This window comes from Ruegeria sp. R14_0 (assembly GCF_017743975.1).
Lineage (GTDB): Bacteria > Pseudomonadota > Alphaproteobacteria > Rhodobacterales > Rhodobacteraceae > Ruegeria.
The window spans coordinates 58773-82048 of the sequence record NZ_JAGHRC010000002.1; the positions used below are offsets into that span (position 1 = coordinate 58773).

At 58.4% G+C, this 23276-nt stretch carries 32 protein-coding genes; 22 read left to right on the forward strand and 10 right to left on the reverse strand.

Translation table 11 applies throughout. From position 1 onward, the window contains the following. The first annotated feature begins 206 nt into the window (after positions 1-206). Entirely contained in the window at positions 207-542 is a 336-nt protein-coding gene (locus tag J7416_RS06250) for a metalloregulator ArsR/SmtB family transcription factor (RefSeq protein WP_209223887.1), read from the forward strand. Between the two features lie 2 nt (positions 543-544). Here J7416_RS06250 and J7416_RS06255 read toward each other — a convergent pair whose 3' ends face one another. From J7416_RS06255 to J7416_RS06270, 4 genes are all read right to left on the reverse strand, one after another. After that, the gene (locus J7416_RS06255) at positions 545-958 is read right to left on the reverse strand and encodes a universal stress protein (RefSeq protein WP_209223888.1); all 414 of its coding nucleotides are present in this window, start codon (positions 956-958) and stop codon (positions 545-547) included. A gap of 82 nt (positions 959-1040) precedes the next feature. Continuing rightward, entirely contained in the window at positions 1041-1307 is a 267-nt protein-coding gene (locus J7416_RS06260) for a hypothetical protein (protein WP_209223889.1), read from the reverse strand. A gap of 58 nt (positions 1308-1365) precedes the next feature. After that, entirely contained in the window at positions 1366-2280 is a 915-nt protein-coding gene (locus tag J7416_RS06265; RefSeq protein ID WP_209223890.1) for a DMT family transporter, read from the reverse strand. Continuing rightward, positions 2277-3155 (reverse strand): LysR family transcriptional regulator, encoded by an 879-nt coding sequence (locus J7416_RS06270; RefSeq protein WP_209223891.1) that lies wholly within the window; start codon positions 3153-3155, stop codon positions 2277-2279. Before J7416_RS06270 ends, J7416_RS06265 begins: the two co-directional genes overlap by 4 nt. 118 nt (positions 3156-3273) lie before the next feature. Here J7416_RS06270 and J7416_RS06275 point away from each other — a divergent pair, with 118 nt between their 5' ends. Together J7416_RS06275 and J7416_RS06280 are read left to right on the forward strand one after the other, a co-directional pair. Continuing rightward, positions 3274-3855, forward strand: a complete 582-nt coding sequence (locus J7416_RS06275) for an NAD(P)H-dependent oxidoreductase (RefSeq protein WP_209223892.1) — start codon at positions 3274-3276, stop codon at positions 3853-3855. 73 nt (positions 3856-3928) lie between these two features. Further along, positions 3929-4669, forward strand: a complete 741-nt coding sequence (locus tag J7416_RS06280) for an aspartate/glutamate racemase family protein (protein WP_209223893.1) — start codon at positions 3929-3931, stop codon at positions 4667-4669. On the opposite strand, the gene J7416_RS06285 is transcribed toward J7416_RS06280, so the two are convergent. Further along, on the reverse strand, positions 4670-5200 hold the full coding sequence (locus J7416_RS06285) for a prolyl-tRNA synthetase associated domain-containing protein (protein ID WP_209223894.1): 531 nt from the start codon (positions 5198-5200) through the stop codon (positions 4670-4672). Between the two features lie 88 nt (positions 5201-5288). On the opposite strand from J7416_RS06285, the gene J7416_RS06290 reads away from it, so the two are divergent. From J7416_RS06290 to J7416_RS06345, 12 genes are all read left to right on the forward strand, one after another. After that, complete coding sequence (locus J7416_RS06290) at positions 5289-5807, forward strand: hypothetical protein (RefSeq protein ID WP_209223895.1); 519 nt, start codon at positions 5289-5291, stop codon at positions 5805-5807. A 160-nt stretch (positions 5808-5967) separates the two neighbouring features. Then, on the forward strand, positions 5968-7473 hold the full coding sequence (gene ffh, locus J7416_RS06295; protein ID WP_209223896.1) for a signal recognition particle protein: 1506 nt from the start codon (positions 5968-5970) through the stop codon (positions 7471-7473). Positions 7474-7530: 57 nt separating this feature from the next. Next, positions 7531-8121, forward strand: coding sequence for a GNAT family N-acetyltransferase (locus J7416_RS06300; RefSeq protein ID WP_209223897.1), 591 nt, complete (start codon positions 7531-7533; stop codon positions 8119-8121). Further along, positions 8118-8669 carry a GNAT family N-acetyltransferase gene (locus J7416_RS06305; RefSeq protein WP_209223898.1) on the forward strand — a complete coding sequence of 184 codons (552 nt, stop codon included), beginning with the start codon at positions 8118-8120 and terminating at the stop codon, positions 8667-8669. Before J7416_RS06300 ends, J7416_RS06305 begins: the two co-directional genes overlap by 4 nt. After that, positions 8666-8962, forward strand: coding sequence for a chorismate mutase (locus tag J7416_RS06310; protein WP_074737903.1), 297 nt, complete (start codon positions 8666-8668; stop codon positions 8960-8962). Before J7416_RS06305 ends, J7416_RS06310 begins: the two co-directional genes overlap by 4 nt. A 43-nt stretch (positions 8963-9005) precedes the next feature. Continuing rightward, complete coding sequence (gene rpsP, locus J7416_RS06315) at positions 9006-9395, forward strand: 30S ribosomal protein S16 (RefSeq protein ID WP_170561254.1); 390 nt, start codon at positions 9006-9008, stop codon at positions 9393-9395. Between the two features lie 12 nt (positions 9396-9407). After that, entirely contained in the window at positions 9408-10043 is a 636-nt protein-coding gene (gene bluB, locus J7416_RS06320) for a 5,6-dimethylbenzimidazole synthase (protein ID WP_209223899.1), read from the forward strand. A gap of 6 nt (positions 10044-10049) precedes the next feature. Continuing rightward, positions 10050-10199, forward strand: coding sequence for a hypothetical protein (locus J7416_RS06325; RefSeq protein ID WP_200818612.1), 150 nt, complete (start codon positions 10050-10052; stop codon positions 10197-10199). Then, the gene (gene rimM, locus J7416_RS06330) at positions 10192-10695 is read left to right on the forward strand and encodes a ribosome maturation factor RimM (RefSeq protein ID WP_209223900.1); all 504 of its coding nucleotides are present in this window, start codon (positions 10192-10194) and stop codon (positions 10693-10695) included. Before J7416_RS06325 ends, rimM begins: the two co-directional genes overlap by 8 nt. Next, complete coding sequence (locus tag J7416_RS06335) at positions 10695-11510, forward strand: hypothetical protein (RefSeq protein WP_209223901.1); 816 nt, start codon at positions 10695-10697, stop codon at positions 11508-11510. Before rimM ends, J7416_RS06335 begins: the two co-directional genes overlap by 1 nt. Continuing rightward, positions 11507-12316, forward strand: a complete 810-nt coding sequence (trmD, locus tag J7416_RS06340) for a tRNA (guanosine(37)-N1)-methyltransferase TrmD (RefSeq protein WP_209223902.1) — start codon at positions 11507-11509, stop codon at positions 12314-12316. The genes J7416_RS06335 and trmD overlap by 4 nt, the downstream gene beginning before the upstream one ends. A gap of 133 nt (positions 12317-12449) precedes the next feature. Further along, positions 12450-12875 (forward strand): hypothetical protein, encoded by a 426-nt coding sequence (locus tag J7416_RS06345; RefSeq protein ID WP_209223903.1) that lies wholly within the window; start codon positions 12450-12452, stop codon positions 12873-12875. Here J7416_RS06345 and J7416_RS06350 read toward each other — a convergent pair. Then, the gene (locus tag J7416_RS06350; RefSeq protein ID WP_209223904.1) at positions 12872-13675 is read right to left on the reverse strand and encodes a GH25 family lysozyme; all 804 of its coding nucleotides are present in this window, start codon (positions 13673-13675) and stop codon (positions 12872-12874) included. The two genes, J7416_RS06345 and J7416_RS06350, sit on opposite strands and share 4 nt — an antisense overlap. A gap of 379 nt (positions 13676-14054) precedes the next feature. Here J7416_RS06350 and rplS point away from each other — a divergent pair, with 379 nt between their 5' ends. From rplS to J7416_RS06370, 4 genes are all read left to right on the forward strand, one after another. Beyond that, positions 14055-14438 carry a 50S ribosomal protein L19 gene (gene rplS / locus J7416_RS06355; RefSeq protein WP_010437578.1) on the forward strand — a complete coding sequence of 128 codons (384 nt, stop codon included), beginning with the start codon at positions 14055-14057 and terminating at the stop codon, positions 14436-14438. 11 nt (positions 14439-14449) lie between these two features. Next, positions 14450-14671 (forward strand): 50S ribosomal protein L31, encoded by a 222-nt coding sequence (gene rpmE, locus J7416_RS06360; protein ID WP_170428949.1) that lies wholly within the window; start codon positions 14450-14452, stop codon positions 14669-14671. Between the two features lie 114 nt (positions 14672-14785). After that, a complete protein-coding gene (locus J7416_RS06365; protein ID WP_209223905.1) occupies positions 14786-15529 on the forward strand; it encodes a hypothetical protein in 744 nt (247 codons plus the stop codon). Positions 15530-15623: 94 nt separating this feature from the next. After that, positions 15624-15851 carry a hypothetical protein gene (locus J7416_RS06370; RefSeq protein WP_209223906.1) on the forward strand — a complete coding sequence of 76 codons (228 nt, stop codon included), beginning with the start codon at positions 15624-15626 and terminating at the stop codon, positions 15849-15851. Positions 15852-15857: 6 nt separating this feature from the next. Here J7416_RS06370 and J7416_RS06375 read toward each other — a convergent pair whose 3' ends face one another. Then, on the reverse strand, positions 15858-17456 hold the full coding sequence (locus J7416_RS06375) for an MFS transporter (protein WP_209223907.1): 1599 nt from the start codon (positions 17454-17456) through the stop codon (positions 15858-15860). 80 nt (positions 17457-17536) lie between these two features. After that, positions 17537-18424: an AEC family transporter gene (locus tag J7416_RS06380; protein WP_209223908.1), complete on the reverse strand. Its 888-nt coding sequence runs from the start codon at positions 18422-18424 to the stop codon at positions 17537-17539. A gap of 215 nt (positions 18425-18639) precedes the next feature. Between J7416_RS06380 and J7416_RS06385 the strand changes: the two genes are divergently transcribed. Then, complete coding sequence (locus J7416_RS06385; RefSeq protein ID WP_209223909.1) at positions 18640-19449, forward strand: division plane positioning ATPase MipZ; 810 nt, start codon at positions 18640-18642, stop codon at positions 19447-19449. 21 nt (positions 19450-19470) lie between these two features. Here the strand turns inward: J7416_RS06385 and J7416_RS06390 are convergent, their stop codons facing one another. Further along, positions 19471-20709, reverse strand: a complete 1239-nt coding sequence (locus J7416_RS06390) for an adenylate/guanylate cyclase domain-containing protein (RefSeq protein ID WP_209223910.1) — start codon at positions 20707-20709, stop codon at positions 19471-19473. A gap of 60 nt (positions 20710-20769) precedes the next feature. Further along, positions 20770-21222: a MarR family winged helix-turn-helix transcriptional regulator gene (locus J7416_RS06395; RefSeq protein ID WP_209223911.1), complete on the reverse strand. Its 453-nt coding sequence runs from the start codon at positions 21220-21222 to the stop codon at positions 20770-20772. Between the two features lie 57 nt (positions 21223-21279). Between J7416_RS06395 and hmgA the strand changes: the two genes are divergently transcribed. After that, positions 21280-22635, forward strand: coding sequence for a homogentisate 1,2-dioxygenase (gene hmgA / locus J7416_RS06400; protein ID WP_209223912.1), 1356 nt, complete (start codon positions 21280-21282; stop codon positions 22633-22635). A 7-nt stretch (positions 22636-22642) separates the two neighbouring features. Then, positions 22643-23266 carry a LysE family translocator gene (locus J7416_RS06405; RefSeq protein ID WP_209223913.1) on the forward strand — a complete coding sequence of 208 codons (624 nt, stop codon included), beginning with the start codon at positions 22643-22645 and terminating at the stop codon, positions 23264-23266. Positions 23267-23276 lie beyond the last annotated feature (10 nt).

Sequence of the window (23276 nt, forward strand, 5' to 3'; positions counted from 1 at the left end):
GTAGGGTGCTAAGGGCGAAGGCGCTCAGAGTCAACGCTGTTGAGCGCCCGAAATGACGCAGGTTAATGCTTTGTTTTTGAACAATTATTACGTCGGGTGGGAGTGTGAGATTGCGGCCCGCTTATGGCCTAGACCGCCAAAAGCGATGAATCCGCATATTCAACCAAATGGTTGACCAAACCCGAGCGCTATGATTGAGCGAGACCATGTCCAAGGATCTCGACACAGTATTCGCCGCCCTCGCCGATCCCACCCGCCGCGCCATCCTTGCGATGTTGCTTGAGGATGATATGGCAGTGACCGATGTGGCCGAACCTTTCGAGATGTCTCTGGCCGCGATTTCGAAACATCTGGTGATCCTGACCAAGGCCGGGCTGATCTCTCAGGAAAAACGTGGTCGGGTGAAGTGGTGCAAACTGGAGCCCGACGCCCTACGAGCGGCGTCGGTTTGGATGCAAGGGTTCGGTCAATTCGAGCCGGTCAATCTTGACGCGTTCGAACGGTTTCTTGAGACCGAACTCCCCTCTTCAGACAAGGCCTGAGCCTATCTGACCACAAACACCGAAACCTTGGCATGCTTGGCCAGATAGCCAGCATGGCTGGAAAAGATGTGGTCGGTAATTCGCGGTGCATGCGTTCCGACGACGATCAGGTCCGCCCCAATCTCTTCGGCCGCTCGGGTCAGATCACCATCCACCTCGGCAGCCACGTCGACCGAGTGGATATTGCGGGCCTCGACGTCGGCCCCGCTCTGTTCTGACAATTGATCCACGATGGTTTGCAACTCGGCGCTGACCGCCGTACCCGACTGTGCGACGTCGCCGGGCTGCGTTCCCGTTACACTGACAATGGTGACCTTGGCCTGTTGCCATTTCGCCATTTGCGCCGCGACATCCAGCGCTTTGCGAATTTCTGGCGGCAGGTGAATGTCCACCGGGATCATAATGTGACTAAACATGGTTTCCTCCTTCTCCTGACCGCAAATCTAGCGCTTTCACGAGGGCGCACCTTGATCTGCCTCACATATGCGGACGAAAGGATTATCCCTCCTGACTGTACTCGACCCCGATAACCACACCGGTGGCATCCGCCAGGCAAAGCCAAGGGGCCTGAGCGCCTGCAACCTCGACCGTTGTAATAGTCCCGGTCGGAACAGACTCGGTCGAAGTGGCTTTGATATCGGCCGCCTGAACGCCCGTTTCGGCTGAAACCAACGCCTCGCATGAGGCCTGAAGTGGCGTTTCAGACGTGCCCTGAGCGCAGGCTGATAAGGTCACGGCGGCAACACACAAAATGGCTGACCTCATTCTTTCCTCCCGATTGATACGAGCGGAAGGTTGAAGGTTTACCACGAAATAGCAAGCATCATTCGGATTGATGTGCAGCGCCGGCGACGGGCCGGTCTTCGCTTTTGAGCAGAAGGACCAGGGCAATCACGGTCAAAAGCACGCCCACCAGAACAAGGCTTGTCGGTGCAGGCCGGCCCAGCGCGATTTCCCAAAGGATCACCCAAGTGGGAATAATGTAAGTGTAAGCCATGACCTTGGCCGATGGCAGGCGCAGCGCTGCAAATTGCACCAGAACAAAACTGGCCGCCGTGGCAAAGAAGGACAGGTACAGCAAGCTCACCCAGACGATCAGAGGAAGGTTCGCCCAGTCGGTGGCACGAATGTCTGACCAACCAACCACCGTCAGGATCACGCACCCCGCAACCAGGGTGCCGAAAGTGAATACCACGGCGGGTTCGCCCCTATTCAGCTTGCGCACCATTGGCGTGTAGATCGCATGGGCCATGCAGCCCCAGAAAAAGATGATCTCTCCGATCCCAATCTGAAAGGCACGAAAGGCCTGCCAATCGGCCCGAAAGATCACCCACATTGCTCCGGTCGCCCCAACTGTAAGAGCCAGCGCCATGCGTGGAGTTGTGACCTGCCGCAGCAGAACCCAGCCAGCAATGGCGGACATGACAGGCGTCAATGTAAACACCGCAGAGGTACTGACCGGATCAGCCGTTTTCAGGCCGTAGAACATCAGGACAAAGTAGGTGGCGAACAACCCGCCCAACACGGCATAGCGCCACGGAGCCTTGGCCGCGCTGCGTGGCAGGCCGGTGGTCACCAACGCGGCCATGCCAATGATAAGCGCCGCGATCAGAAAGCGACCAGCCGTGATTGCCAAAGGCGCGATCTGGTTGGCCACGATGGACCCGAGCGAGAAGCTGCCTGCCACTAAAATCGAAAATGTAATCATGGCCAGATGGCCACGCGCCTGCGGTGTCACGAAAGCCAGCCCTTGGACTGTTCCTTGAGGAACGACAGAAACGCCTGAACCTTTGTCGTGCGGTGGAGGTCCACGTGGGTCACCAGCCACAGCTTGCCGGACCATTCGGGCAGCGGCTCCATAACTTCGACCAAATCGGGGTCGCGCGACGCTTCCCACCGGGCCATGAAACCGATACCGGCCCCAGCCAGCACTGCCTCGCGCATGCAGAAATTGTTTGTGCAGCGAAATGCGATCGCCTCGGCGGGAACAGTCTCGCGCAGCCACTTGGAAAAAGGTGCCCGGCTGTTTTCGTCATCAGTGCTGACGAACAGATGGTCCGGGAATTCGTCCAGGCTTGACGGTTTGCCGCGGCGCGCGATGTAGGACCGGCTGGCAAACAGCCCGACCTCCTGAGGGATAAAGGGCTGCACCACATTGTCGGGCTGGTCCGGTGCGGCCCCGGCACGAATAGCAACGTGCGCCTCACCATATTCCAGGCGGAACAGGCGGTCGCCCGTCAGATAGCGCACGATCAGGCCGGGATGCATCGTCTGGAATTCGGACAGCGCCGGAACGACCAGAGGCGCCAGCGAAGCCAGCGAGGTCACCACCAGCTCGCCCGAGACATCATCGCCGCGCCCTTTCATGCGGCCGACCAGCTGATTGAACTGATCCTCTGTGGCCTGAGCGACGCGCAACAAGTCTTCGCCGGCATCGGTTGGGGTGTACCCGCGGGCATGGCGTTGGAACAGTTTGACGCCCAACCGCGCTTCAATCGCGTCGATATGGCGGATTACCGTGGCGTGGTGCACCCCCAAAATCTCGGCCGCGCCGCTGACAGTGCCCATCCGGGCGACCTGATAGGCGGTTTTGACTTCGTCCCAATTGTCCATCACCCAAACCTATTGTGCAAAATCCAACAATACCTGTTGGTATATCCGTGTTTCGTTCGCAGACACAACACTCATATTGGTCCCAGACACAGAATCCCTGCCAAAAGGAACCGATGACATGACCAAGACTATCCTGCATATCGACGCTTCGGCCCGTCGCACCGGATCGGCCACCCGTGACCTGTCCAACCAGATTGTCGGCCATTTGGGCGCAGAACGCATCATCCGCCGCGATCTGGCCAGCCCTCTGCCCTTGCTGACCGAAGACTGGATCAACGCCAATTTCACCCCGGCCGATCAGCGCGACGAGGTTCAACGCGACCTGCTGGCCCTGTCGGATGAGCTGGTCAGTGAATTGCAAAACGCCGACACCATCGTCATCGGGCTGCCAATCTACAACTTTTCGGTGCCTGCGGCCTTCAAGGCCTGGATCGACCTCGTTGCCCGCGCCGGTCTGACCTTTGCTTATTCGGAAAACGGCCCCAAAGGTTTGCTGGAAGGCAAACGCGCGATCCTTGCCATTGCATCAGGCGGCACCGAAGTCGGATCCGAGATCGACTTTGCCACCAACTATGCCAAGCACGTCATGGGCTTTATTGGCATTCACGATGTGGACGTCGTGGCCGCTGACAGAATGGCGCTGGATGCAGAAGCCGCCCTGGCCAATGCCCAAAAGGCGGTTTTGGAACTGGCCGCCTGATCCGGCTCTGGCCTTTACCTTTTGAAACGTCCAGTCTGCACCCGAACCAAACTTGGCAGACTGGGCGTTTATCATGAAGAAAATCGGCATTCTGGGCGGCGTTGGCTGGGCCTCGACCGTGGATTACTACCGCGCCATCGCGGAAGGGGCCAGCCGACACTTTGCCGAACGCGGTCATGGGTCCCCCTTACCTATTCCTCCGATGACTATCGAATCCGTGACGCAAGCCAAAACCCGAGCCTTGCGTGGTACTGCTGGGGACGAGGCAAGCTGGGCCGCGTTTGACGCGGTCTTCCGCGAGGCGCTGCTGACGCTGGAAAACGCGGGCTGCGACTTTGGCATCATCGCCTCGAACACGCCGCACGCACGCCTGCACGCGATCCGGCAGGGCGTCACCATGCCCGTCCTCAGCATTTTTGATGCCACAGCCGAAGCAACCGCATCGACAGGTGCGTCAAAAGCGCTGGTATTGGGAACCACCGTGACCATGCAGGCCACCAACTACGCAGACCGGTTGGCCGTCGAGGGCATCACGGCCAACGACCGACTGCCCGAGCCGGAGATTGCCGAGATGCAGGCGATGATCGACAGCGACTTTTACGGCGGCGCATCCGATAACGCGCACGCACGGCTGCTGGCGTTCTGTGACAAGCACGCCCGCCCGGGCACAGCCATTCTGTTGGCGTGCACCGAACTTCCGCTGGCCTTCCCCGACCATCTGGACGACCCTGTGTTCGAGGCGAATGGCCATCTGTTCGTCAACCCATCGGCCGCGCACGTGGCGGCCACGCTAAAAGAGGCATTGCGGGACTAATCAGGGAAGCCAGTTAATTTCGCACTCGATCCGGTCAAAGAATGCCATCAGATCGTCGCGCGTCATGGCAACAGTCCGGTCGTTGACCAGCGGGTGCATATAAATGACGTCTGCTGTCCGGGCAGAGGCGTCCATGAAGAACCGCACGTCGTTTTGCACCCCATTGATCATCGCCAGAGGGCTAACCGCACCGGGACGAATGCCGAGGTTCTGCAACAACCGATCCGCCGATCCAAAGGACAGGCTGCCGACGCCCAATTCTGCACCCAACGCTTTCAGATCAATCTCGCGGCTTTGTTCCAGCGTCACCAGATAGTTTCGCTTTTTCCTGTCCCGCAGGTATAGGTTCTTCAGGCGAAGAGCGTTTTCGCCCGGCACCATGAACTGATCCTCAACCGACATTGCCTCCTCAACCGTGCGCAGTGGCACGTGAGTATGCAGCCGAAACGCCAGCCCCCACGCGTCCAGTTGCGCCAAGAGCGCGTCAGAGCTGAGCGGCAGCGTATCCTGAAAAGCAGATGATGCGTCCATGGGAACCTCCTGTTGGATGCGCTCATCGCCCAACGCGAGGACGAATTCAAGCCACGACAGTGCCAGAATTCGGTGTTAGCGTGCCGCCATGAAAGTGACGCGCAATACCCCCGACCAATTGATCCTGTCCAACACGCCCTGGTTCATCGGCATCTCGCTGGTAATCTTCATCCTCATCTTTTTCGGTGTCGGCCTGTTTATGGTCAGCGAAGGCGGCGAGGGCGTTTTGTTTGGCATCTTCTTTGCCCTGTTCGGTGGCGGGATGGGGATCGGCGCGTTCTGCGTCTTTGTGCGCCGCGTTCAGGTCATATTGGACCGCAACAGCAATAGCATTTTGATCCGTCGCCAATCGGTCTTTGGCTATGACACCGTAGAACATGAGCTGTCGAACTTGTCCCATGCCGAGGTGGAAACCGCCAGGCCGCGCCGCGACAGGACCACGTCCAAGATGCATCGTCCCGTTCTGATCCTGGAAACAGGCATGAGCGCTGGTCGCCACCCGATTGTCGAAGCTTATGTCAGCGGACACGGCGCGCACCGGCTGGTGGATGCCGTCAATGGCTGGCTGCCCGCGCGCAAGGTTGACTCTGCCAGCCAATCGGCCTAAATCGCCGCAAACATCCGGAAGCGTCTGATCTTCCGGTCCCTTGAGTCGTTCAGGGATCGCCCCCCACCAGCGAGTTTCGCCCGTGGGGGCAATTGTGTATTTAACCGGTGTTTCCTACCTAGGAAGTGCCACCAGATAACCGGCTAAGGAGGCCGAAGGCATGTTTGAAAATCTATCCGAACGCCTCTCTGGCGTCTTTGATCGGCTGACCAAACAGGGTGCTCTGTCCGAAGAAGACGTCAAAACCGCCCTGCGAGAGGTTCGGGTTGCGCTGCTTGAGGCTGACGTCTCGCTGCCGGTTGCCCGCGAATTCGTTAAGAAAGTGCAGGATCAGGCCACTGGTCAGGCCGTCACCAAATCGGTCACCCCCGGTCAGCAGGTCGTCAAAATCGTCCACGATGCGTTGGTGGATGTGTTGCGCGGCGAAGAAGATCCCGGCGCGCTGAAGATCGACAACCCGCCTGCACCGATCCTGATGGTTGGCCTTCAGGGCTCGGGTAAGACGACCACAACCGGGAAACTGGCGAAGCGCCTGAAAGAGAAAGAGGGCAAAAAGGTCCTGATGGCCTCGCTCGACGTCTATCGCCCGGCGGCGATGGATCAGCTTGCTGTGCTGGGCACGCAGGTCGGCGTGGATACGCTGCCGATCGTTCCCGGCCAGAAACCCGTAGATATCGCTAAGCGCGCCAAGCAACAGGCGACGCTGGGCGGCTATGACGTCTACATGCTCGACACCGCGGGCCGTCTGCACATCGACGAAGTCCTGATGGACGAGGTCGAGCAGGTCCGCAACGCGGTTGACCCGCGCGAGACCCTGCTGGTCGTCGACGGCCTGACCGGTCAGGTCGCTGTTGAGGTGGCCGAAGAGTTCGACGCCAAGGTTGGCATTTCTGGCGTGGTTCTGACCCGGATGGATGGTGACGGCCGCGGCGGTGCGGCGCTGTCGATGCGCGCTGTTACCGGCAAACCGATCCGTTTTGTCGGTCTGGGCGAGAAGATGGATGCGCTCGAAACCTTCGAGCCGGACCGGATCGCGGGACGTATTCTGGGCATGGGCGACATCGTTGCTCTGGTCGAAAAAGCCCAGGAAACGATGGAGATGGAACAGACCGAGCGCATGATGAAGCGCATGGTCAAGGGTCAGTTCAACATGAACGACCTGAAGATGCAGCTGGAACAGATGATCCAGATGGGCGGCATGCAGGGCATGATGGGCATGATGCCGGGCATGAACAAGATGGCCAAACAGATGGATCAGGCCGGTCTGGACGACAAAATCCTGCGCCAGCAGATCGCCATGATCCAGTCCATGACCAAACGCGAACGCGCCAACCCTCAGTTGCTGCAGGCCAGCCGCAAGAAACGGATTGCCGCTGGTTCGGGGATGGAGGTCAGCGACCTCAACAAACTGCTCAAGATGCACCGGCAGATGTCGGACATGATGAAGAAGATGGGCAAGATGGGCAAAGGCAAGATGCTGAAACAGGCCATGAAGGGCATGTTCGGTAAAGGCGGCCCCAGCCCCGAGGAAATGGCAGCGGGCATGGACCCCAAGGCGTTGGAACAGGCGGCCAAGGCGATGGGCGGCAAGATGCCCGGCATGCCCGGAATGGGCGGCGGCATGGCTCTGCCTCCGGGCCTCAGCGGGTTTGGCAAGAAGAAGTAACGTGGCATTCGCCCCCTGCATATCCCTGCGCGCATGCGCCAAACCGGAGGTTCTGCAATGACCTTCCGGTTCGAAGCTGCGCCGAATGCTCAGGGGGCGGAACTGGCGGCTCGGGTGGCAGGTGCCGTACCGACGTTGGAAACCGAGCGTCTGGTTCTGCGTGCGCCGCAATTGTCGGATTTCGACACCTATGCTCAGATCGTTGCCAGCCCTCGCGCGCGATATCTGACGGTCATGTCGCGCGAGGATGCGTGGTATGATTTCGCCCAGATGGTCGCAATCTGGTCGCTACGTGGCCACGGTATGTGGTCGGTTTGCGCCAAGAACAATGCACAGCTGCTGGGTTTTGTCGTGCTCGGGTTCGAGCCGGAAGACCCCGAGCCAGAGCTCGGCTTCATTTTCACCGAAGCCGGTGAGGGACAGGGTTACGCGTTCGAAGCTGCCTCTGCCGCGCGGGATTTTGCGTTCGACCAGCTCGGATGGGATACGCTCGCCAGTTTTGTCGTCAAAGGCAACGAACGCTCAGCGCGTCTGGCGGAAAGGCTTGGCGCGTTTGTTGAACGCGAAATTGTCGAAGAGGACGGCGTTACGTTGGTTTATCGTCACCTCTCAGCCGATGGTGACGGTGGGATGGAGGCATACGCATGACCTCGTACATCATTCCTACCGTTGAAACCGAAAACCTGATCCTGCGCGCGCCGCAGGAAGGCGACCTACCTGCGATGACGGCTTTCTTCTCATCCGAACGCAGCCACATGGTCGGCGGCCCAAAAACTCCGATCGAGGCCTGGCGGTCGTTGCTGGGTCGGTTCGGGCATTGGGCCATCATGGGATATGGCGGCTGGCACATCGTCGAGAAGGCCAGCGGAGCTTTCGCGGGCTGGACCGGGATCATTAACGCGCCGGGCTGGGACGAACCCGAATTGGGATGGGTTGTGTTCGAAGGGTTCGAAGGCAAAGGCATCGCCTTCGAAGCGGCCACCGCCGCCCGCGCCTATGCCGCCCAGCATCAGGGTATCAATGGTCCGATCTCGTACATCGCCCACCAGAATAACCGCTCGCGTGCGTTGGCCGAGCGCCTTGGCGCTGCTTACGAGCGTGAAGGCGAGGTGATGGGCGAACGCTGCCAGGTCTGGCGGCATCCGAAACTCGATATTTCTGACACCGCTCCGACGACCGAAAGGACCAGCCAATGACCAACCCTGTGACACAGGCTGCGACGTTGCTGAAAGAACATCGCGAAAGCATCGACCGGCTGGACGCGATCCTTGTCTATACGCTGGGCGAGCGGTTCAAGCATACGCAAGCCGTTGGTAAGCTGAAAGCGGCACACGACCTTCCCCCGTCCGACCCCTCGCGCGAGGCCGCGCAGATCGCACGGTTAGAAGACCTGGCGAAAGAGGCCGATCTGGACCCCGATTTCGCCAAGGCTTTCCTGAATTTCATCATTCAGGAAGTCATCCGACACCACAAGAAACATCAGAATTAACCGGAAACGATCCCGGTAAACGCCATCTAAAGGAGATACCACCATGGCAATGAAAATTCGTCTCGCCCGCGGCGGCTCGAAAAAGCGTCCCTTCTATCGCATCGTTGCGGCTGACAGCCGCATGCCCCGCGACGGCCGTTTCATCGAGAAGCTGGGCACCTACAACCCGCTGCTGCCGAAAGACAGCGAAGAGCGCGTGAAAATGAACATGGAGCGCGTTCAGTACTGGCTGGACCAGGGTGCCCAGCCCACCGACCGTATCGCACGTATGCTGGAAGCTGCCGGTACACGTGACAAGGCCGAGCGCAACAACCCCAACAAGGGTACCCCGGGCAAGAAAGCGCAGGAGCGCGCTGAAGAGAAAGCTGCAAAGGCTGCTGAAGCCGCCGAAGCAGCTGCTGCACCGGCTGAAGAAGCTGCGGCAGAAGAATAAGCAGGCGGACGCGTGCAGGATCAGACTTTCACCGACGATTTTCGCACGCAGTTTGAACTGCTGATGCGGCTCCGGCGCGATGTGCGCCGGTTCCGTACAGATCCCGTGGACGAGGCGGTACTGATGCGCTGCCTCGACACGTTTCGACTGGCCCCTTCTGTAGGGCTCAGCGAACCCTGGCGCGTCATTCGCGTCGAAAGCGAAGCGGCACGCGCTGCAGCGCTGAAGAATTTCCAAAACGCCAATGAACAGGCCCTTGCAGGCTATTCCGGCGACAAGGCGCTGAAATACAGTCGCCTGAAACTGTCCGGCATGCAGGAAGCGCCCGTTCAACTGGCGGTTTTCTCGGACGAAAGCACCAACAAAGGCCTGGGTCTGGGCGCGGGCACGATGCCCGAGATGCGCCGCTATTCGGTTGTTGCCGCGATCACCTTGTTCTGGCTGGCCTTGCGGGCTGAAGGGCTGGGCCTGGGCTGGGTTTCGATCCTGGATCCCGAACAGATGAAACACGACCTGGATGTACCGGACGACTGGTCTCTGGTCGGCTATTACTGCGTGGGCTGGCCCGAAGAAATGTCGGAACGACCCGAGCTTGAGCGCGCAGGCTGGGAAAAGCGCAACGCGCGTTTGCATCTGGAAACGCGATAAAGTCAGATGTTTGGACTGATACGACTTCCCATCCTTTTGCTGATCGCATTTATTGTCGGAGTGTTTTTCGAACGCTCGAACCAGCGCGAGGCGTGCGCTACGCGCGGCGACTGGCAGGACGGGCTATGTGTGACGACGGAAGGGCCAAATGACTGATCTGATCTGCGTGGGCACACTTGCCGGGTCATACGGCGTGCGTGGCGAAGTGCGGTTAAAAAGCTATTGCGCCATCCCCGAAGACATCGAAGCCTATTCGCCGCTGACTGATGAGCATGGCAAAGAACGCTATCCTTTGGTTCTGACCAAGGCGATTAAGAACGGGTTTGCCGCCCGTCTGGGCGGCATTGAGACCAAGGAACAGGCCGACGAGTTGAAGGGCCTGCGCCTGTTTGCACGGCGTGATCAGCTGCCATCTTTGCCGGATGACGAATTCTACCACACCGATCTGATCGGGCTTGAGGTTTACGATACAGGTGGCGCATTGCTGGGCCGGGTCAAATCGGTGCAGAACCACGGCGCGGCGGATCTGCTGGAATTGCACGGGCCGGGTTTGAAAGCCACCGTCTTGCTGCCCTTCACGCTGGAGGCTGTTCCGACAGTCGATCTGGACAAAGGCCGCATCATCGCAGACCCGCCCGAAGGGCTGATCTGATGCGGCGTGTTCTGCTGCATTTGGGATTCCACAAGACCGGAACCACTGCGGCACAGTCGTTTCTGTATGAAAACCGTGAGCTGATCTGGCCGCATTTTGCCCTGATGTTGCCCTACAAGACGCGCAAGCTTGGCTTGTCAAATGCCGCTACACGGCACTCTATCTACGGCACGCTGGGCACTCTGTCCGACTTCAGCAAGCAACTGCGGGATTATCTGGCCACGCGCAATTTTGGCACACGGCGCGGCCTGATCCTGAGCGAAGAGAATTTCAGTGGCCTACGCCCCAGCCGCAACATCGACCAAGGCTATGCAGCAGCGCCGGATCTGGCCGCTTGTGTGGTTGACGCGGTACACGACCGGTTCGCAGGCCAGGAGGTCGACATCACGATCTACCTGTCCCTGCGCCAGCGCGGTTCCTGGCTGCGCAGCCTTTGGGCGCATGACCTTGAAAGAACCCGTGAGGTTCAGGACTTTGAGGCGTTCCGCGAGAACATGGATCACCTGCCCTCACTTGAGGACACCGTTGAAGACATCCGCCAAAAGCTGCCCACAGTCAAAGTCACCGTAGATTGGCTGGAGGAGATGCAGTTGCGCCGTTTTGGTTCCGGCACACCCTTTGCCGAGTTCCTGAACCTGCCGCGAGAAAAGGCCGGACAGTTGGGGCCGCCCACAAAGATCAACACGCGCCTGCCCGAAGATGTACTGGCCGAGTTGCTGGTGCTGAACCGATCCCGGCTGGACGAAGCCGCGCTGACCCTGCAAAAGGCCGAGGTAATTGAACAGGCGAAAAACGCGATGGTCGGCACGACATGACAGACAAGCCAGGTAAATCCTATGGACGCAAAGCCATTCGCCCCACGCTCAAGCCGCGCGAATTGCTGACCCCGACCCCCGATTTGCACGGGGTCTGGAAAGCCAAGATCATCACCCTGTTTCCCTCGGCTTTTCCCGGGGTTCTGGGCGAAAGCCTGACCGGTAAAGCCCTGCAAGAAGGTCTGTGGCAGCTGGAAACCGTTGATTTGCGCCAGTTCGGTGTGGGCAAGCATCGCAATGTCGACGACACGCCCGCAGGCGGCGGCGCGGGCATGGTGCTGCGCGCCGATGTGCTGGGCGAGGCGATCGAACACACGATGGCAGGTGTTCGGGGCAACTGGCCGCTGATCTATCTTAGCCCACGGGGTCGCCGGATGGACCAGCGCATGATGCAGAACCTTGCGCGCTGCGATGGAATGACCCTGCTCTGCGGTCGTTTCGAAGGTGTTGATGAGCGCGTGCTGGAGCACTACGGCGTTCAGGAAGTCAGCCTGGGTGACTTCGTCATGACCGGCGGCGAAATCGCGGCGCAGGCCCTGATCGACGCGACCGTGAGGCTGATCCCTGGTGTTCTGGGCAATCAGGCCTCGGCCGAAGAAGAGAGCTTTTCATCAGGCCTGTTGGAACACCCGCAATACACGCGACCGGCCGACTGGAAAGGGCGACCGATCCCTGACATCCTGATGTCCGGCCACCACGGCCGTATCGCCGAATGGCGCCACAAAATGTCCGAGCAGATCACGCGCGAACGGCGCCCGGACCTTTGGGAACGTTATTCAGATCCGGGACGCGACACACAGGACTAAGAGCTTTTGTGTGGTTTTTGTGCCGCAAGCCTGGGCTTTCGCAACACACTACTTGTGGCTGTTTTTCTCCGAAATTACTCATCCATAAGATGGTATCAGAAGTGATTTCCAATAAGACTATACAGGCTGCAATATGAAAAAATACATTTGTGTCTCGGTGCTTGCCTTGTCGGCTTGCACTACGAAACCTCTTGAGATGTCAGTGCCGACACAAGCCGGTCATAAACTGCATTCGGCCCGTGTTGCCGTCCAGTCTTGCGCGACCGAGGCAGACATTGGCGGCAATGCCGCGGTTATCGGCGCTTATCCGACGTTTATCCTGATGTCATCTGTTCTGGTAGGTTCCGTAATCGCCTACACAGGGCGTGAGGAATTGCGCCGCCAAGGCGAAATCGACCAGGTAGATCGCTGCATGACTGAGCTCGGTTTCGAACGCCGCAATCTGACAGGAGGAGAGCAGTTCTGGCTGCATCATTCTTCGGGCACCGAGAGGGTACGCCGCCTGGACCACCTTGTCGGCGGTGGCACAATCGAAAGCTATGCCGAACCCAAAGTCTAATTTCCGCCCGCCTTCCAACGCGCCCAGATCTCGGGCGGGCCGTTAAACGTGTTGATATCTACTTTGCCCTGAACACCCGGAACCAGGCCGGTACCCGTGTATTGCCAGAATCGCCAAACGGCCTTGGGGTAAACGTTGCGGGGGTGCCCGGCCACCGAGCGCAGCCAGAACTCTGTCTTGGGTAGACGGTCAATATCGGTGTCACCGTAAAAGTCCACAGTCGTGTAAACGATGGGGCGGCGGCCATAGTGGCGCTCGAGTATATCAAGGAACCGTTTCGCCTCGGACCGGACTGTCGCGCCATCGGGTCTTAGGGTGCAGGTCTTGGAATGTGGCGTCCACTCCATGTCCAGCACATGCGGCAGGTCCGCGCCCTTGGGTACGTTTTTTATGAACCACCTCGCCTGCTCATGCGCCGGACGACAGAAATAGTAATAGTGATAGGCCCCCCAAGGCACACCCGCGGCTTGTGCACCGCGGCGGTGGTCCTCGAACATGGGATCGGCGACATCCCCGCCTTCGGTGGCCTTGATGAATACGAAGCTGACGCCAGACGCTTTGGCCGTGCGCCAATCTATGGGCCCCTGCCAACGCGACACATCCAAACCATGCACCGGATAGTGACCGGGATGTCGCCCTTCCCAAGGATGCGGATCCGCATCGCCAAACTTGGGGAAGATAACCGAGGGCGACGTTGTGCTTAGAAAAGCCTTTGCCTCGACCTGCTGAGGCGGAGGGCTGCTGCGACCGCAAGACAGTGTCGCAAAGGCCATAACGGCCAGCATCAAAGCTGTGCGCATGGTAAGGTCCTGTTCCAAATTTCTGCTCTTGTAATTCCCCCCAGAATGCCTGATCCGCGTCACAAGGCAACGGTGTTGTCTTTGGGTGGCGAAATCCCACCGTCCAACCCTGGATTTTATGGCGATTCAGGCTTGATCCCTGCGCACAAAGCCCGTAAAGCAGCGCAATCCGGTGCCGCGTCATGCGACTCCGGTGTTTTGGTTTGCATCATGTCGCAACACCCGGCTTTCTTCGGCCATGGCGCGGCGGCGCAGACCAGACATAAGGAACATTCGATCTGACCTCTGGCGGGCTGTACGCAGGACCCGGTGAAGACCAAGAGCTCTCAGGCCGTGCTTAACTTCGTGGACCAACCACGAGCAGATAGGAGTAACAGCGATGGACCTGATCGCACAGCTTGAGGCGGAACAGATTGCCGCCCTGGGGAAAGACATCCCCGATTTCAAAGCCGGTGACACCATCCGTGTCGGCTTTAAAGTGACCGAAGGGTCGCGCACCCGTGTGCAGAACTACGAAGGCGTCTGCATTGCGCGCAAAGGTGGCAACGGCATCGCCGGTTCGTTCACCGTCCGTAAAATTTCGTTTGGCGAAGGCGTGGAGCGTGTGTTCCCGCTGCACTCGACCAACATCGACAGCATCACCGTAGTCCGCCGTGGCCGCGTTCGCCGCGCCAAGCTGTACTACCTGCGCTCGCGTCGTGGTAAATCCGCGCGTATCGCAGAAGTCACCAACTACAAGCCCAAGGCTGGCGCCGAGGCGTAAGGAGCGGAAAGATGAAAAAAGACATCCATCCCGATTATCACGTCATCAACGTCAAAATGACCGATGGCACCGTGGTTCAGATGAAATCCACCTGGGGCGCCGAAGGCGACCAGCTGGCTCTGGAAATCGACCCCTCCTCGCACCCCGCGTGGACCGGTGGCTCGTCGCGCCTGATGGACGCCGGCGGCCGCGTGTCGAAGTTCAAGAAGAAATACGAAGGTCTGGGCTTCTAAGCCTGACCGGGTTGAATTGCAAAAGGCCGTCCCTTGGGGCGGCCTTTTTTGTGGCGTCACCGTCCGACCGCAATTCTATTTGTCGTCTGATGCGATCAGTGGGAACTTGCATCCATGCTTCGGATTTTGCTTCACACTTCTATCGTTTTGATCCTGACTCTGCTGACGCAGATTGGCGGGATCGCCTGGATTATTGCCCTGTGTTTCAAGAGGCGATTGATTTCTTTCGTTCTGGCTTATGTCGCACTCTCAGTTGCTGCAATCTGGATCGCGCCGCAATTTGGACGTGTTGCGCTTGACTGTTCGTCTGATGGTCCGCTGCAAGTGCAAAGCTGGATGTATTGCGCCCTCAACAGAAACTACGTCTCTCCAGAACTTGCGGAGGTATTGCACGATACTGCTCTTGAAATGGATCAGTTGCACCCCGGGACCATTACACTTGTTCTGGACGCAAACTTTCCGTTTCTGGATGGCTTTCCACTGCTGCCTCACTTGTCGCACGATGATGGCGAAAAAGCCGACCTGGCGTTCTACTACGCAGATGAAGATGGGTATTTGAAAGGCGCAACCCGTTCGCCAATTGGATATTTCGCATTCGAAAAGGGTGCGACAGATTGCGAAAAGCGCTGGCCGAGCCTGAGGTGGGATTTCGAGTTTCTGCAGCCTTTATGGCATAGCCACATCGTTGATAATCAACGTATGCAGTCTGTACTTGCGATACTGTCCAAAGACGAACGCGTGTCCAAAGTCTTTGTCGAGCCGCATCTTATCGATACTCTTGGGTCATCTCATCCTAAAATTCGTTTTCAAGGCTGTCGGGCTGCGCGCCATGATGATCACATTCACTTTCAGCTTTGATCCCTCGCATTCATCGAAGGGAAATTTCGTTGACAGAAAACAAGTGCTACAGTGATCGGCAACGCAGGTTCGAAACCCACGGAGGTCCATGAGAATGCCCCAGTACAATGACATGATCGAGCTATCGGTCGAGGATATGGACCTGATCGAAACAGCGCTGCGTGGTTCGGTTGCAACCCTGTCGCAAACTGCACTGCAGGACGGTGATACCGGCAAGGCCCAGCGCGAAGACACGCTGCGGCGAATCCACGATCTTTTGGGCAAGCTTCACGACCAGAAGGTTTTCTATCGCCCCAAAGACAAGGTGTATCTTGGGGGCTAACAGCCCTCAGTTTTGCGGCCCGCGCGTCAGGTCAACCGCGCTGTGGACGGGTGGCACCGGCCCGCGCAGCAACATCAACGCCAGCGCCATGCCGGCCAGCGCTGCGATGGCCGCCATCAGCATTGCGCTGTCAAAGGCATTGTCCTGCACGTCACGCAGTGCTTTGGCCAGGGTCTTGCTGGTCTCGGGGTCCATTGCCGCGATCAATTGCTGAATCTGGCTGGGCGTTCCGTGGGTCAGAGCGTGGGCCAAATCCTCACGCTGGGTCGAGCCCGAAGGCAGGGCTGCGATCACCTCGGACAAGCCCCGGCGGGTGGTGATCGCTTCGGCCAGACCACCCACCACGGCACCCAACGTGGCGCCGAAATAGAGGCAGGCGTTGATCACACCGGACCCCTGCCCCACATGCTCTTCCGGCAGCAGACGCAGGCCCAGACGGGGAAGCAGCGAAAAACAGATCCCCAGCCCGACGCCGACGATCACCAGTTTCCACCAGATTTCGGCATATTGCGTTGTGTTCGTCGTTGTCATCAGCAACAGGAACCCGCAGGCCATTGCCCCCAGCCCAATCGCGATAGGCCACTGAAAGCTGTAGGGTGCCAGGAAACGTGGCGCGGTGACCGAGACCACGAACATGCTGAGGCTCAACGGCATGATCGCAAGCCCAGCGCCGATAGGCGAATACCCAAAGGCATCGGGCGATTGGACAAATGTATTGAAATAGACAAAAAAGCAAAACAGCGTGAACCCGGTGAAGAACATACCAGCGGCGGCCATGAAATACCGCGGGTGCTTGAAGTAGCGCAGCTCGATCAAGGGATCTTCGCTGCGCCGAGACACAACGACAAGGATGATCGTCGCCACCCCCGCAACAGCCAGCGGTACCAGGGTCAGAGGCGTTGCCCACCCGCTGCTTTCCCCATTGCTTAAGGCAAAGGACAACGGCCCCAGGAAAAACAGCACTGCACAGGCCCCAGGATAGTCGAACTTTGTACCGGCCAGGCGCGTGTCCGGCACATATCCCCTTTTGCTGACGGTCAGACCGATCGCGAAAGCAATAACCAGCAACACAAGGTCGGTCGCGAATACAGCCCGCCAGCTGATGTAATGTGCAAAAGCCCCGCCAAGGATGGGCCCGACCCCAATGGCCAAACCTACAATCGCGCCCCATGCCCCGGTGACGCTTGCACGTTGCTCCTCGGGTGTGGCGGCGGTCAGCAACGATAGTGACGTTCCAAACAGCGCGGCGGCCCCCGCCCCCTGCGCGCCACGACCGAACAACAACATCGCACCGTCTTGCGCAAACAGGACCGAAGTAGAGCCGATGGCAAATACGATCATGCCGAAGAAAAAGACACCCATCTTGCCGGTGATGTCACCCAGACGGCTGACGATGGTCACCAACGATGCGCTGGCCACCGTATAAGACGCCATGACCCATTGCAGGCCGGACGGGGTCAAATCGAATTCAGATTTCAGATTGGGCAGAATGGTTGCCACGGCAGTGGTATTGAAGCCGACAACCATCATACAGATGGCCGTCATCGCCAACACGACGCGGGCACCGCCTTGGTGAACCGGATCAGCAGACGGCTTTTCGGTCATAACACCACCCTAAAACTGTTGATCTTTAATGCAATTATTCAGCAGTTTAGCGATTTTTTTCGCTGCGCATAGGGCGCGGCTCATATCCAATAGGACAATGCAATCGGCAAAACGAGGATCGTGGCCAAAGTCGACACGAGAATAAAGCCAGCCACATCCGGCCCGTATTCCGGCACATGCTGGTCGATGAACAGATATGTCGCCACCGAAGACGGCATCAGGCAACACAGGATCACCGCGCCGCGTTCCGTCCCCGTGAACCCGAATGACCACACCAGCGCATTGGCGATGGCAACCGCCATGCCCAGATGCAAAACAGTCAGCAGCACCGCTCGGCCAAGGCTTTTGATCTGTAACGTTGCCAGTGTTTGGCCCAGCGTCAACAGCATCAGCGGGATCGACAATCCGCCCAGGATGTCGAAGGATTTTGCCACCGGCTGAGGCAGGCTATATCCTGTCGCCATCAGGATCAGCGAGATGACCACCGCATAAATGATCGGGGACGTGGCCAGTTTCCGGGGCGAGAACTCACCCGCCGGAATCCACATGCCAACAGTAAAAATGCTGATCAGCACAACAACGACAAATCCCATCGTGTACGCCATGCCCGCGTCGCCCAGCGCAAGCAGTGTGATCGGCAAGCCGATATTGCCGACATTCCCGTGCATGAGCGGTGTCAGAAACGCACGCACGGGCAGGCGCATCACTTTGAGTGCAGCAAAACCCAACAGGCCAAATCCCGCTATGGCCAAGGCCGCGGCCGCCATGACGTCCAAAAAGGTTCCAACGGCAATCTTGGTGGTGGACAGGTGCGAGATGATCAGCGTGGGGTACCCAACCCGCGAAACGATGCCGCCCACAACCTTGTTGTCGAACGGGGCCTTAATAACTGCCAGGGCATAGCCAACCCCGGCACAAATCAACACCGGCAGAACCACGTTCAACACGTTCAGAAACAAATGGTCCAACCGGTTCCCCTATTGCAAAACCCTGAATTAAACAGTGAAACAGCCGTTCTGCTTTGGCAAGCGCGGGGTCTAACCAACGCACCCGATTGAGTTTTCCAAATTAGAGCCTGATATTACCCTGCGATGATGCTCGGGGTTCTTCCCTTCCCGCCTTCCACAACATATAGTGGTTGATAACAACGTGTGGTTAAGCACGGCGGGACGTGGGAAAAAGCATGGCACATATCATCGTAGTGGGGAACGAGAAGGGCGGCGCAGGCAAATCGACCGTGTCGATGCATGTGGCAACGGCGTTGGCGCGTTTGGGTCACAAAGTCAGCACCCTGGACCTTGATCTTAGGCAACGCAGCTTGGGCCGGTATTTCGAAAACCGCGGCAACTTCCTGAAAAACTCGGATCTCTCCCTGCCCAGCCCGCGCCACCACGACTTGCCCGAGATTGACGCGACCAAGCTGAAGCCGGGTGAGAACATCTATGACCACCGCCTGTCCGCCGCCGTGTCCGAGTTGGAAAGCGACAGCGATTTTATTCTGATCGACTGCCCCGGTTCACACACACGTCTCAGCCAGGTGGCCCATTCGCTGGCCGATACACTTATCACACCGCTGAACGACAGCTTTATCGACTTTGATCTGCTGGCGCGGATCGATTCCAAAGGCGAGAAGATCCTTGGCCCGTCGGTCTATTCGGAAATGGTGTGGAACGCGCGGCAACTGCGCGCGCAGGCCGGGTTGAAGCCCATCGACTGGGTCGTTGTCCGCAACCGGGTCGGCACCCAGCGCATGGTCAACAAGGAAAAGATGCAGCGCGCGATTGAAATGCTGTCTCAGCGGATCGGCTTCCGCGTCGCATCGGGCTTTTCCGAACGGGTTATCTTCCGCGAGCTGTTCCCGCGTGGGCTCACCCTGCTGGACCTTAAGGACATCGGGGTCAAACAGCTCAACATCTCGAACATCGCCGCCCGGCAAGAGCTGCGCGACATGATGAAAGAACTGAACCTGCCGGGCGTCGAAATCGACTTCTGACGCGCCTGCACAAGACAACCGTCACTCAGCCGGTTGGTACACCGTGAACAGCTCTTTTGGTTCCGCCACCCCACGCAGCATATAGCGCCCGACCGAGATCAGATCGGCGGACGCGCAGGGTTGAGCAGCCTTGGCCACATCATCCGAGATCAGGATGCGCTGCCCCAGCGCACGGTGCATTCCCGCGATCCGAGCGGTCTGGTTCACAGTCGGCCCAATAACCGTAAAGTCCAGGCGGCTTTCAGACCCGATATTGCCATACAGAATCTCACCCGCGTGAAGCGCCAAAGTGAAGTTCGACACCGGCAAACCATCCGCCTCGCGCCGCGCATTCAGATTGGCCATGCCCTCTTGCAGGTCTGCAACCGCGGCCAACGCGGCACGTGCATCCGCATCGATCTCACCCACATCGAACATGGCAATCAATCCGTCGCCCATGAACTTGAGGATGTTGCCGTCGTTTTGGTGAACGGAATGAACCGCCACGGCCAGATAATCGTTCAGCATGTCGATCAGCGCATTGCCCGGCAGTTCCTCGGACAAGCTGGTAAAGTCTTCGAGGTCAAAATTCAGGATCACCGCATCGATCTGCTGCAAAGATCCGCGACGGATTTCACCGGACAGAACTCTGCGCCCCGCATCGCGTCCCAGATAGACCCGCATGAGGTCTTTCGATATCCGCGCGTCCGAGGCCGCCTTGAGCGCGAGCCCGAGATGCGGCATCGCCGCATTGATCAATGCCAGATCGTCTTCGTGAAACCCCTCGGGCGCATTCGATGTCCAGGACAACAGCACTCCGCTCACCACTTTGTTCGTCGTGGCGGCACCGATATGAGTCGGGGTGTTGAACGAAACACCGGTCGCATAATACTCTGTGGCGCCATGTTCGCGCAGTTCATTCAGCAGCGGATACTTGCTGGGTTCGTTCTGGTCGACCAACCGTTCGTGCACAACGCTTAGGCCCTCGTTCAGGACGGCATACAGAGGGCTCGCGCGCCAGTGGTCGCTGGGTTCTTCGGTATATTCGAACTTCTGATGCTCTCCACCCTTGCCTTGATACCAGCTATAGCCGGTTCCACCGTAGACCGGGTGCAGCGTGGATTGCGCCGCGTGAAAACGCATCAGCGGAACACCCAAGTCCACCAGTCGGTTGCAATACCCGTCCAGCAGTTCTTCTTTTGGCAATCCTTCAAGCCCGCGCGCGACCAGCCAGTTGATAAGGTCGCTTGATTTGCCCGCCACGTTGTCCGAGGTCGTCATATGTTGTCCCGTTTTTGTTCTGCTGTTCATCTGGGAATGAGGACAGGGAATTACCAGTGCCTAATCCATATGCGCCAGTCGTCGAAGCATTTTGCGTAGCAGGTCCGTTTCCTCTGCAGAAAACAATCCCGCGAGTTTTGCGTCATATGCCTGCGCGACCTTGCGTAAATCGCGATATGCCGCTTGACCGGCAGATGTCAATGCCAGCTGTTCCACCCGACGGTCGGCGGCATCACGCGAACGCACCAGGTATCTGCGTTCTTCCAGTTTTGAGACCGAGCGGCTGATCTTGGTTTTGTGGATCCGAGCGCGCAAGCCAATCTCTTTTGCGGTCATCTCGCCGTAGTTGCCCAAGTGAAACAATACCCGCCACTCGGTCCGCAGCATCCCATACCGATCCTTATAGACCTGCTGAAACTCTAACGAGCTTTCCTCGGCGGCCCGGTTTAGCAAGTAGGGCAGGAAATCTTGCGGATCAAACTCATCTTTTTTGTCGGAAACGTCTTGTGTCATCCTTGTTAGTTACAAAATCAACTATTATCCGACAAGCAGCAAACGGAGGAATACGGAATGAATCGTCAGACCGATCCGCATAAATTGAACCAGGCCAGCACGCCTGTTGGCACCCATGCGGGCTATATGCCCGGCTTCGGAAATGATTTTGAGACCGAGGCGCTGCCCGGCGCTTTGCCTCAGGGTATGAACAGTCCGCAGCGCTGCAATTACGGCCTCTATGGTGAACAGCTGAGCGGTACGGCCTTTACCGCCAATCCGCCCGAACGCACATGGTGCTATCGCATCCGCCCCTCGGTAAAGCACTCGCATCGTTACGAAAAGATCGACCTGCCCCATTGGAAATCCGCCCCTTGCGTCGACCCTGACGTGATCAGTCTGGGCCAGTACCGTTGGGACGCGGTGCCTCATTCTGATGAGGGGCTGACCTGGCTGACCGGCATGCGTACGATGACAACGGCGGGCGATGTGAACACGCAGGTGGGAATGGCCAGCCACATCTACCTGGTCACCGAGTCCATGGTGGATGACTATTTCTTCTCGGCCGATTCCGAGATGCTGGTGGTGCCACAAGAAGGTCGCCTGCGGTTTGCGACCGAATTGGGCATCATTGATGTCGAACCCAAGGAAATCGCCATCATCCCGCGCGGTCTGGTCTATCGGGTCGAAGTTCTTGAGGGTCCTGCCCGCGGTTTTGTCTGCGAGAACTACGGTCAGAAATTCGAACTGCCGGGCCGCGGTCCGATCGGGGCAAATTGCATGGCCAATCCGCGCGATTTCAAAGCGCCCGTGGCAGCGTTTGAAGACCGCGAGGTGCCCTCGACCGTTACCGTCAAATGGTGTGGGCAATTCCACACGACGAAGATCAACCAAAGCCCTCTGGACGTGGTCGCCTGGCACGGCAATTACGCGCCCTACAAGTACGACCTGCGCACCTATTGCCCGGTCGGCGCGATCCTGTTCGACCACCCGGACCCGTCGATCTTTACCGTGCTGACCGCCCCCTCCGGCCAACCGGGCACAGCCAATATCGACTTTGTTCTGTTCCGCGAACGCTGGATGGTGGCCGAGGATACGTTCCGCCCGCCCTGGTACCACAAGAACATCATGTCCGAGCTGATGGGCAACATCTATGGCCAGTACGACGCCAAACCGCAGGGATTTGTTCCCGGCGGAATGAGCCTGCACAACATGATGCTGCCGCACGGACCGGATCGCGAGGCGTTCGAAAAGGCCTCAAACGCCAACCTGGGCCCGGACAAACTGGACAATACCATGTCCTTCATGTTCGAAACCCGGTTCCCGCAGCATCTGACGCCCTTTGCCGCCAAAGAGGCTCCGTTGCAGGACGACTACATTGACTGCTGGACCTCTCTTGAGAAAAAGTTCGACGGAACCCCGGGCAAAAAGTGAGGCCGAGATGAGCTTTGATATCTGGTTAACCTATGTGGCCACGGTCTTGCTGCTGATGAGTACGCCAGGTCCCAGCCAGTTGCTGATGCTGTCCAACTCCGCGACCAACGGCCTGGGCCGGGGCATTTTTACGGCTGCCGGGGACCTCACGGCCAATTTGCTGCAAATGCTGGCGGCAGGGCTTGGGTTGGCTGCAATCATCGCAGCCTCGGGTACAGCGCTGGCTGTGATCAAATGGCTGGGCGTTGCTTATCTGGTGTTCCTGGGGGTCAAGATGATCCTCAAGGCGGACCGCAAGACAACGCAGACGGCCCCCCGCGCCAGCCGCAAATCGCTGTGGATGCAGGGCTTTGTCACATCGGCCGCCAACCCAAAGGCAGTCGTGTTCTTTGCCGCCCTCTTTCCACTTTTCATCGACGGCACGCTTCCGTTCTGGCCCCAATTCGCCATTCTCTCGGTCACCTACCTGACGCTTGATGGGCTATTCCTGACAGCTTATGGCGGCAGCGCCAGCTGGCTGGCCACGCGGCTCAAAGGCTCTGCCCGGCTGTGGCTGGACCGCACCGGCGGTGGGTTCATGATTCTGGCCGCTCTCCTGCTGGGACTGAAATCCCTGCGGGATGCCCAATAACTCAATAACG

Bases quoted from the DNA above. Each gene is read 5' to 3' on its own strand.
- J7416_RS06250 (WP_209223887.1), top strand. From the start codon at position 207: ATGTCCAAGGATCTCGACACAGTATTCGCCGCCCTCGCCGATCCCACC.
- J7416_RS06255 (WP_209223888.1), bottom strand. From the start codon at position 958: ATGTTTAGTCACATTATGATCCCGGTGGACATTCACCTGCCGCCAGAA.
- J7416_RS06260 (WP_209223889.1), bottom strand. From the start codon at position 1,307: ATGAGGTCAGCCATTTTGTGTGTTGCCGCCGTGACCTTATCAGCCTGC.
- J7416_RS06270 (WP_209223891.1), bottom strand. From the start codon at position 3,155: ATGGACAATTGGGACGAAGTCAAAACCGCCTATCAGGTCGCCCGGATG.
- J7416_RS06275 (WP_209223892.1), top strand. From the start codon at position 3,274: ATGACCAAGACTATCCTGCATATCGACGCTTCGGCCCGTCGCACCGGA.
- J7416_RS06280 (WP_209223893.1), top strand. From the start codon at position 3,929: ATGAAGAAAATCGGCATTCTGGGCGGCGTTGGCTGGGCCTCGACCGTG.
- J7416_RS06285 (WP_209223894.1), bottom strand. From the start codon at position 5,200: ATGGACGCATCATCTGCTTTTCAGGATACGCTGCCGCTCAGCTCTGAC.
- J7416_RS06290 (WP_209223895.1), top strand. From the start codon at position 5,289: ATGAAAGTGACGCGCAATACCCCCGACCAATTGATCCTGTCCAACACG.
- ffh (WP_209223896.1), top strand. From the start codon at position 5,968: ATGTTTGAAAATCTATCCGAACGCCTCTCTGGCGTCTTTGATCGGCTG.
- J7416_RS06300 (WP_209223897.1), top strand. From the start codon at position 7,531: ATGACCTTCCGGTTCGAAGCTGCGCCGAATGCTCAGGGGGCGGAACTG.
- J7416_RS06305 (WP_209223898.1), top strand. From the start codon at position 8,118: ATGACCTCGTACATCATTCCTACCGTTGAAACCGAAAACCTGATCCTG.
- J7416_RS06310 (WP_074737903.1), top strand. From the start codon at position 8,666: ATGACCAACCCTGTGACACAGGCTGCGACGTTGCTGAAAGAACATCGC.
- rpsP (WP_170561254.1), top strand. From the start codon at position 9,006: ATGGCAATGAAAATTCGTCTCGCCCGCGGCGGCTCGAAAAAGCGTCCC.
- J7416_RS06325 (WP_200818612.1), top strand. From the start codon at position 10,050: ATGTTTGGACTGATACGACTTCCCATCCTTTTGCTGATCGCATTTATT.
- rimM (WP_209223900.1), top strand. From the start codon at position 10,192: ATGACTGATCTGATCTGCGTGGGCACACTTGCCGGGTCATACGGCGTG.
- J7416_RS06335 (WP_209223901.1), top strand. From the start codon at position 10,695: ATGCGGCGTGTTCTGCTGCATTTGGGATTCCACAAGACCGGAACCACT.
- trmD (WP_209223902.1), top strand. From the start codon at position 11,507: ATGACAGACAAGCCAGGTAAATCCTATGGACGCAAAGCCATTCGCCCC.
- J7416_RS06345 (WP_209223903.1), top strand. From the start codon at position 12,450: ATGAAAAAATACATTTGTGTCTCGGTGCTTGCCTTGTCGGCTTGCACT.
- J7416_RS06350 (WP_209223904.1), bottom strand. From the start codon at position 13,675: ATGCGCACAGCTTTGATGCTGGCCGTTATGGCCTTTGCGACACTGTCT.
- rplS (WP_010437578.1), top strand. From the start codon at position 14,055: ATGGACCTGATCGCACAGCTTGAGGCGGAACAGATTGCCGCCCTGGGG.
- rpmE (WP_170428949.1), top strand. From the start codon at position 14,450: ATGAAAAAAGACATCCATCCCGATTATCACGTCATCAACGTCAAAATG.
- J7416_RS06365 (WP_209223905.1), top strand. From the start codon at position 14,786: ATGCTTCGGATTTTGCTTCACACTTCTATCGTTTTGATCCTGACTCTG.
- J7416_RS06370 (WP_209223906.1), top strand. From the start codon at position 15,624: ATGCCCCAGTACAATGACATGATCGAGCTATCGGTCGAGGATATGGAC.
- J7416_RS06375 (WP_209223907.1), bottom strand. From the start codon at position 17,456: ATGACCGAAAAGCCGTCTGCTGATCCGGTTCACCAAGGCGGTGCCCGC.
- J7416_RS06385 (WP_209223909.1), top strand. From the start codon at position 18,640: ATGGCACATATCATCGTAGTGGGGAACGAGAAGGGCGGCGCAGGCAAA.
- J7416_RS06390 (WP_209223910.1), bottom strand. From the start codon at position 20,709: ATGACGACCTCGGACAACGTGGCGGGCAAATCAAGCGACCTTATCAAC.
- J7416_RS06395 (WP_209223911.1), bottom strand. From the start codon at position 21,222: ATGACACAAGACGTTTCCGACAAAAAAGATGAGTTTGATCCGCAAGAT.
- hmgA (WP_209223912.1), top strand. From the start codon at position 21,280: ATGAATCGTCAGACCGATCCGCATAAATTGAACCAGGCCAGCACGCCT.
- J7416_RS06405 (WP_209223913.1), top strand. From the start codon at position 22,643: ATGAGCTTTGATATCTGGTTAACCTATGTGGCCACGGTCTTGCTGCTG.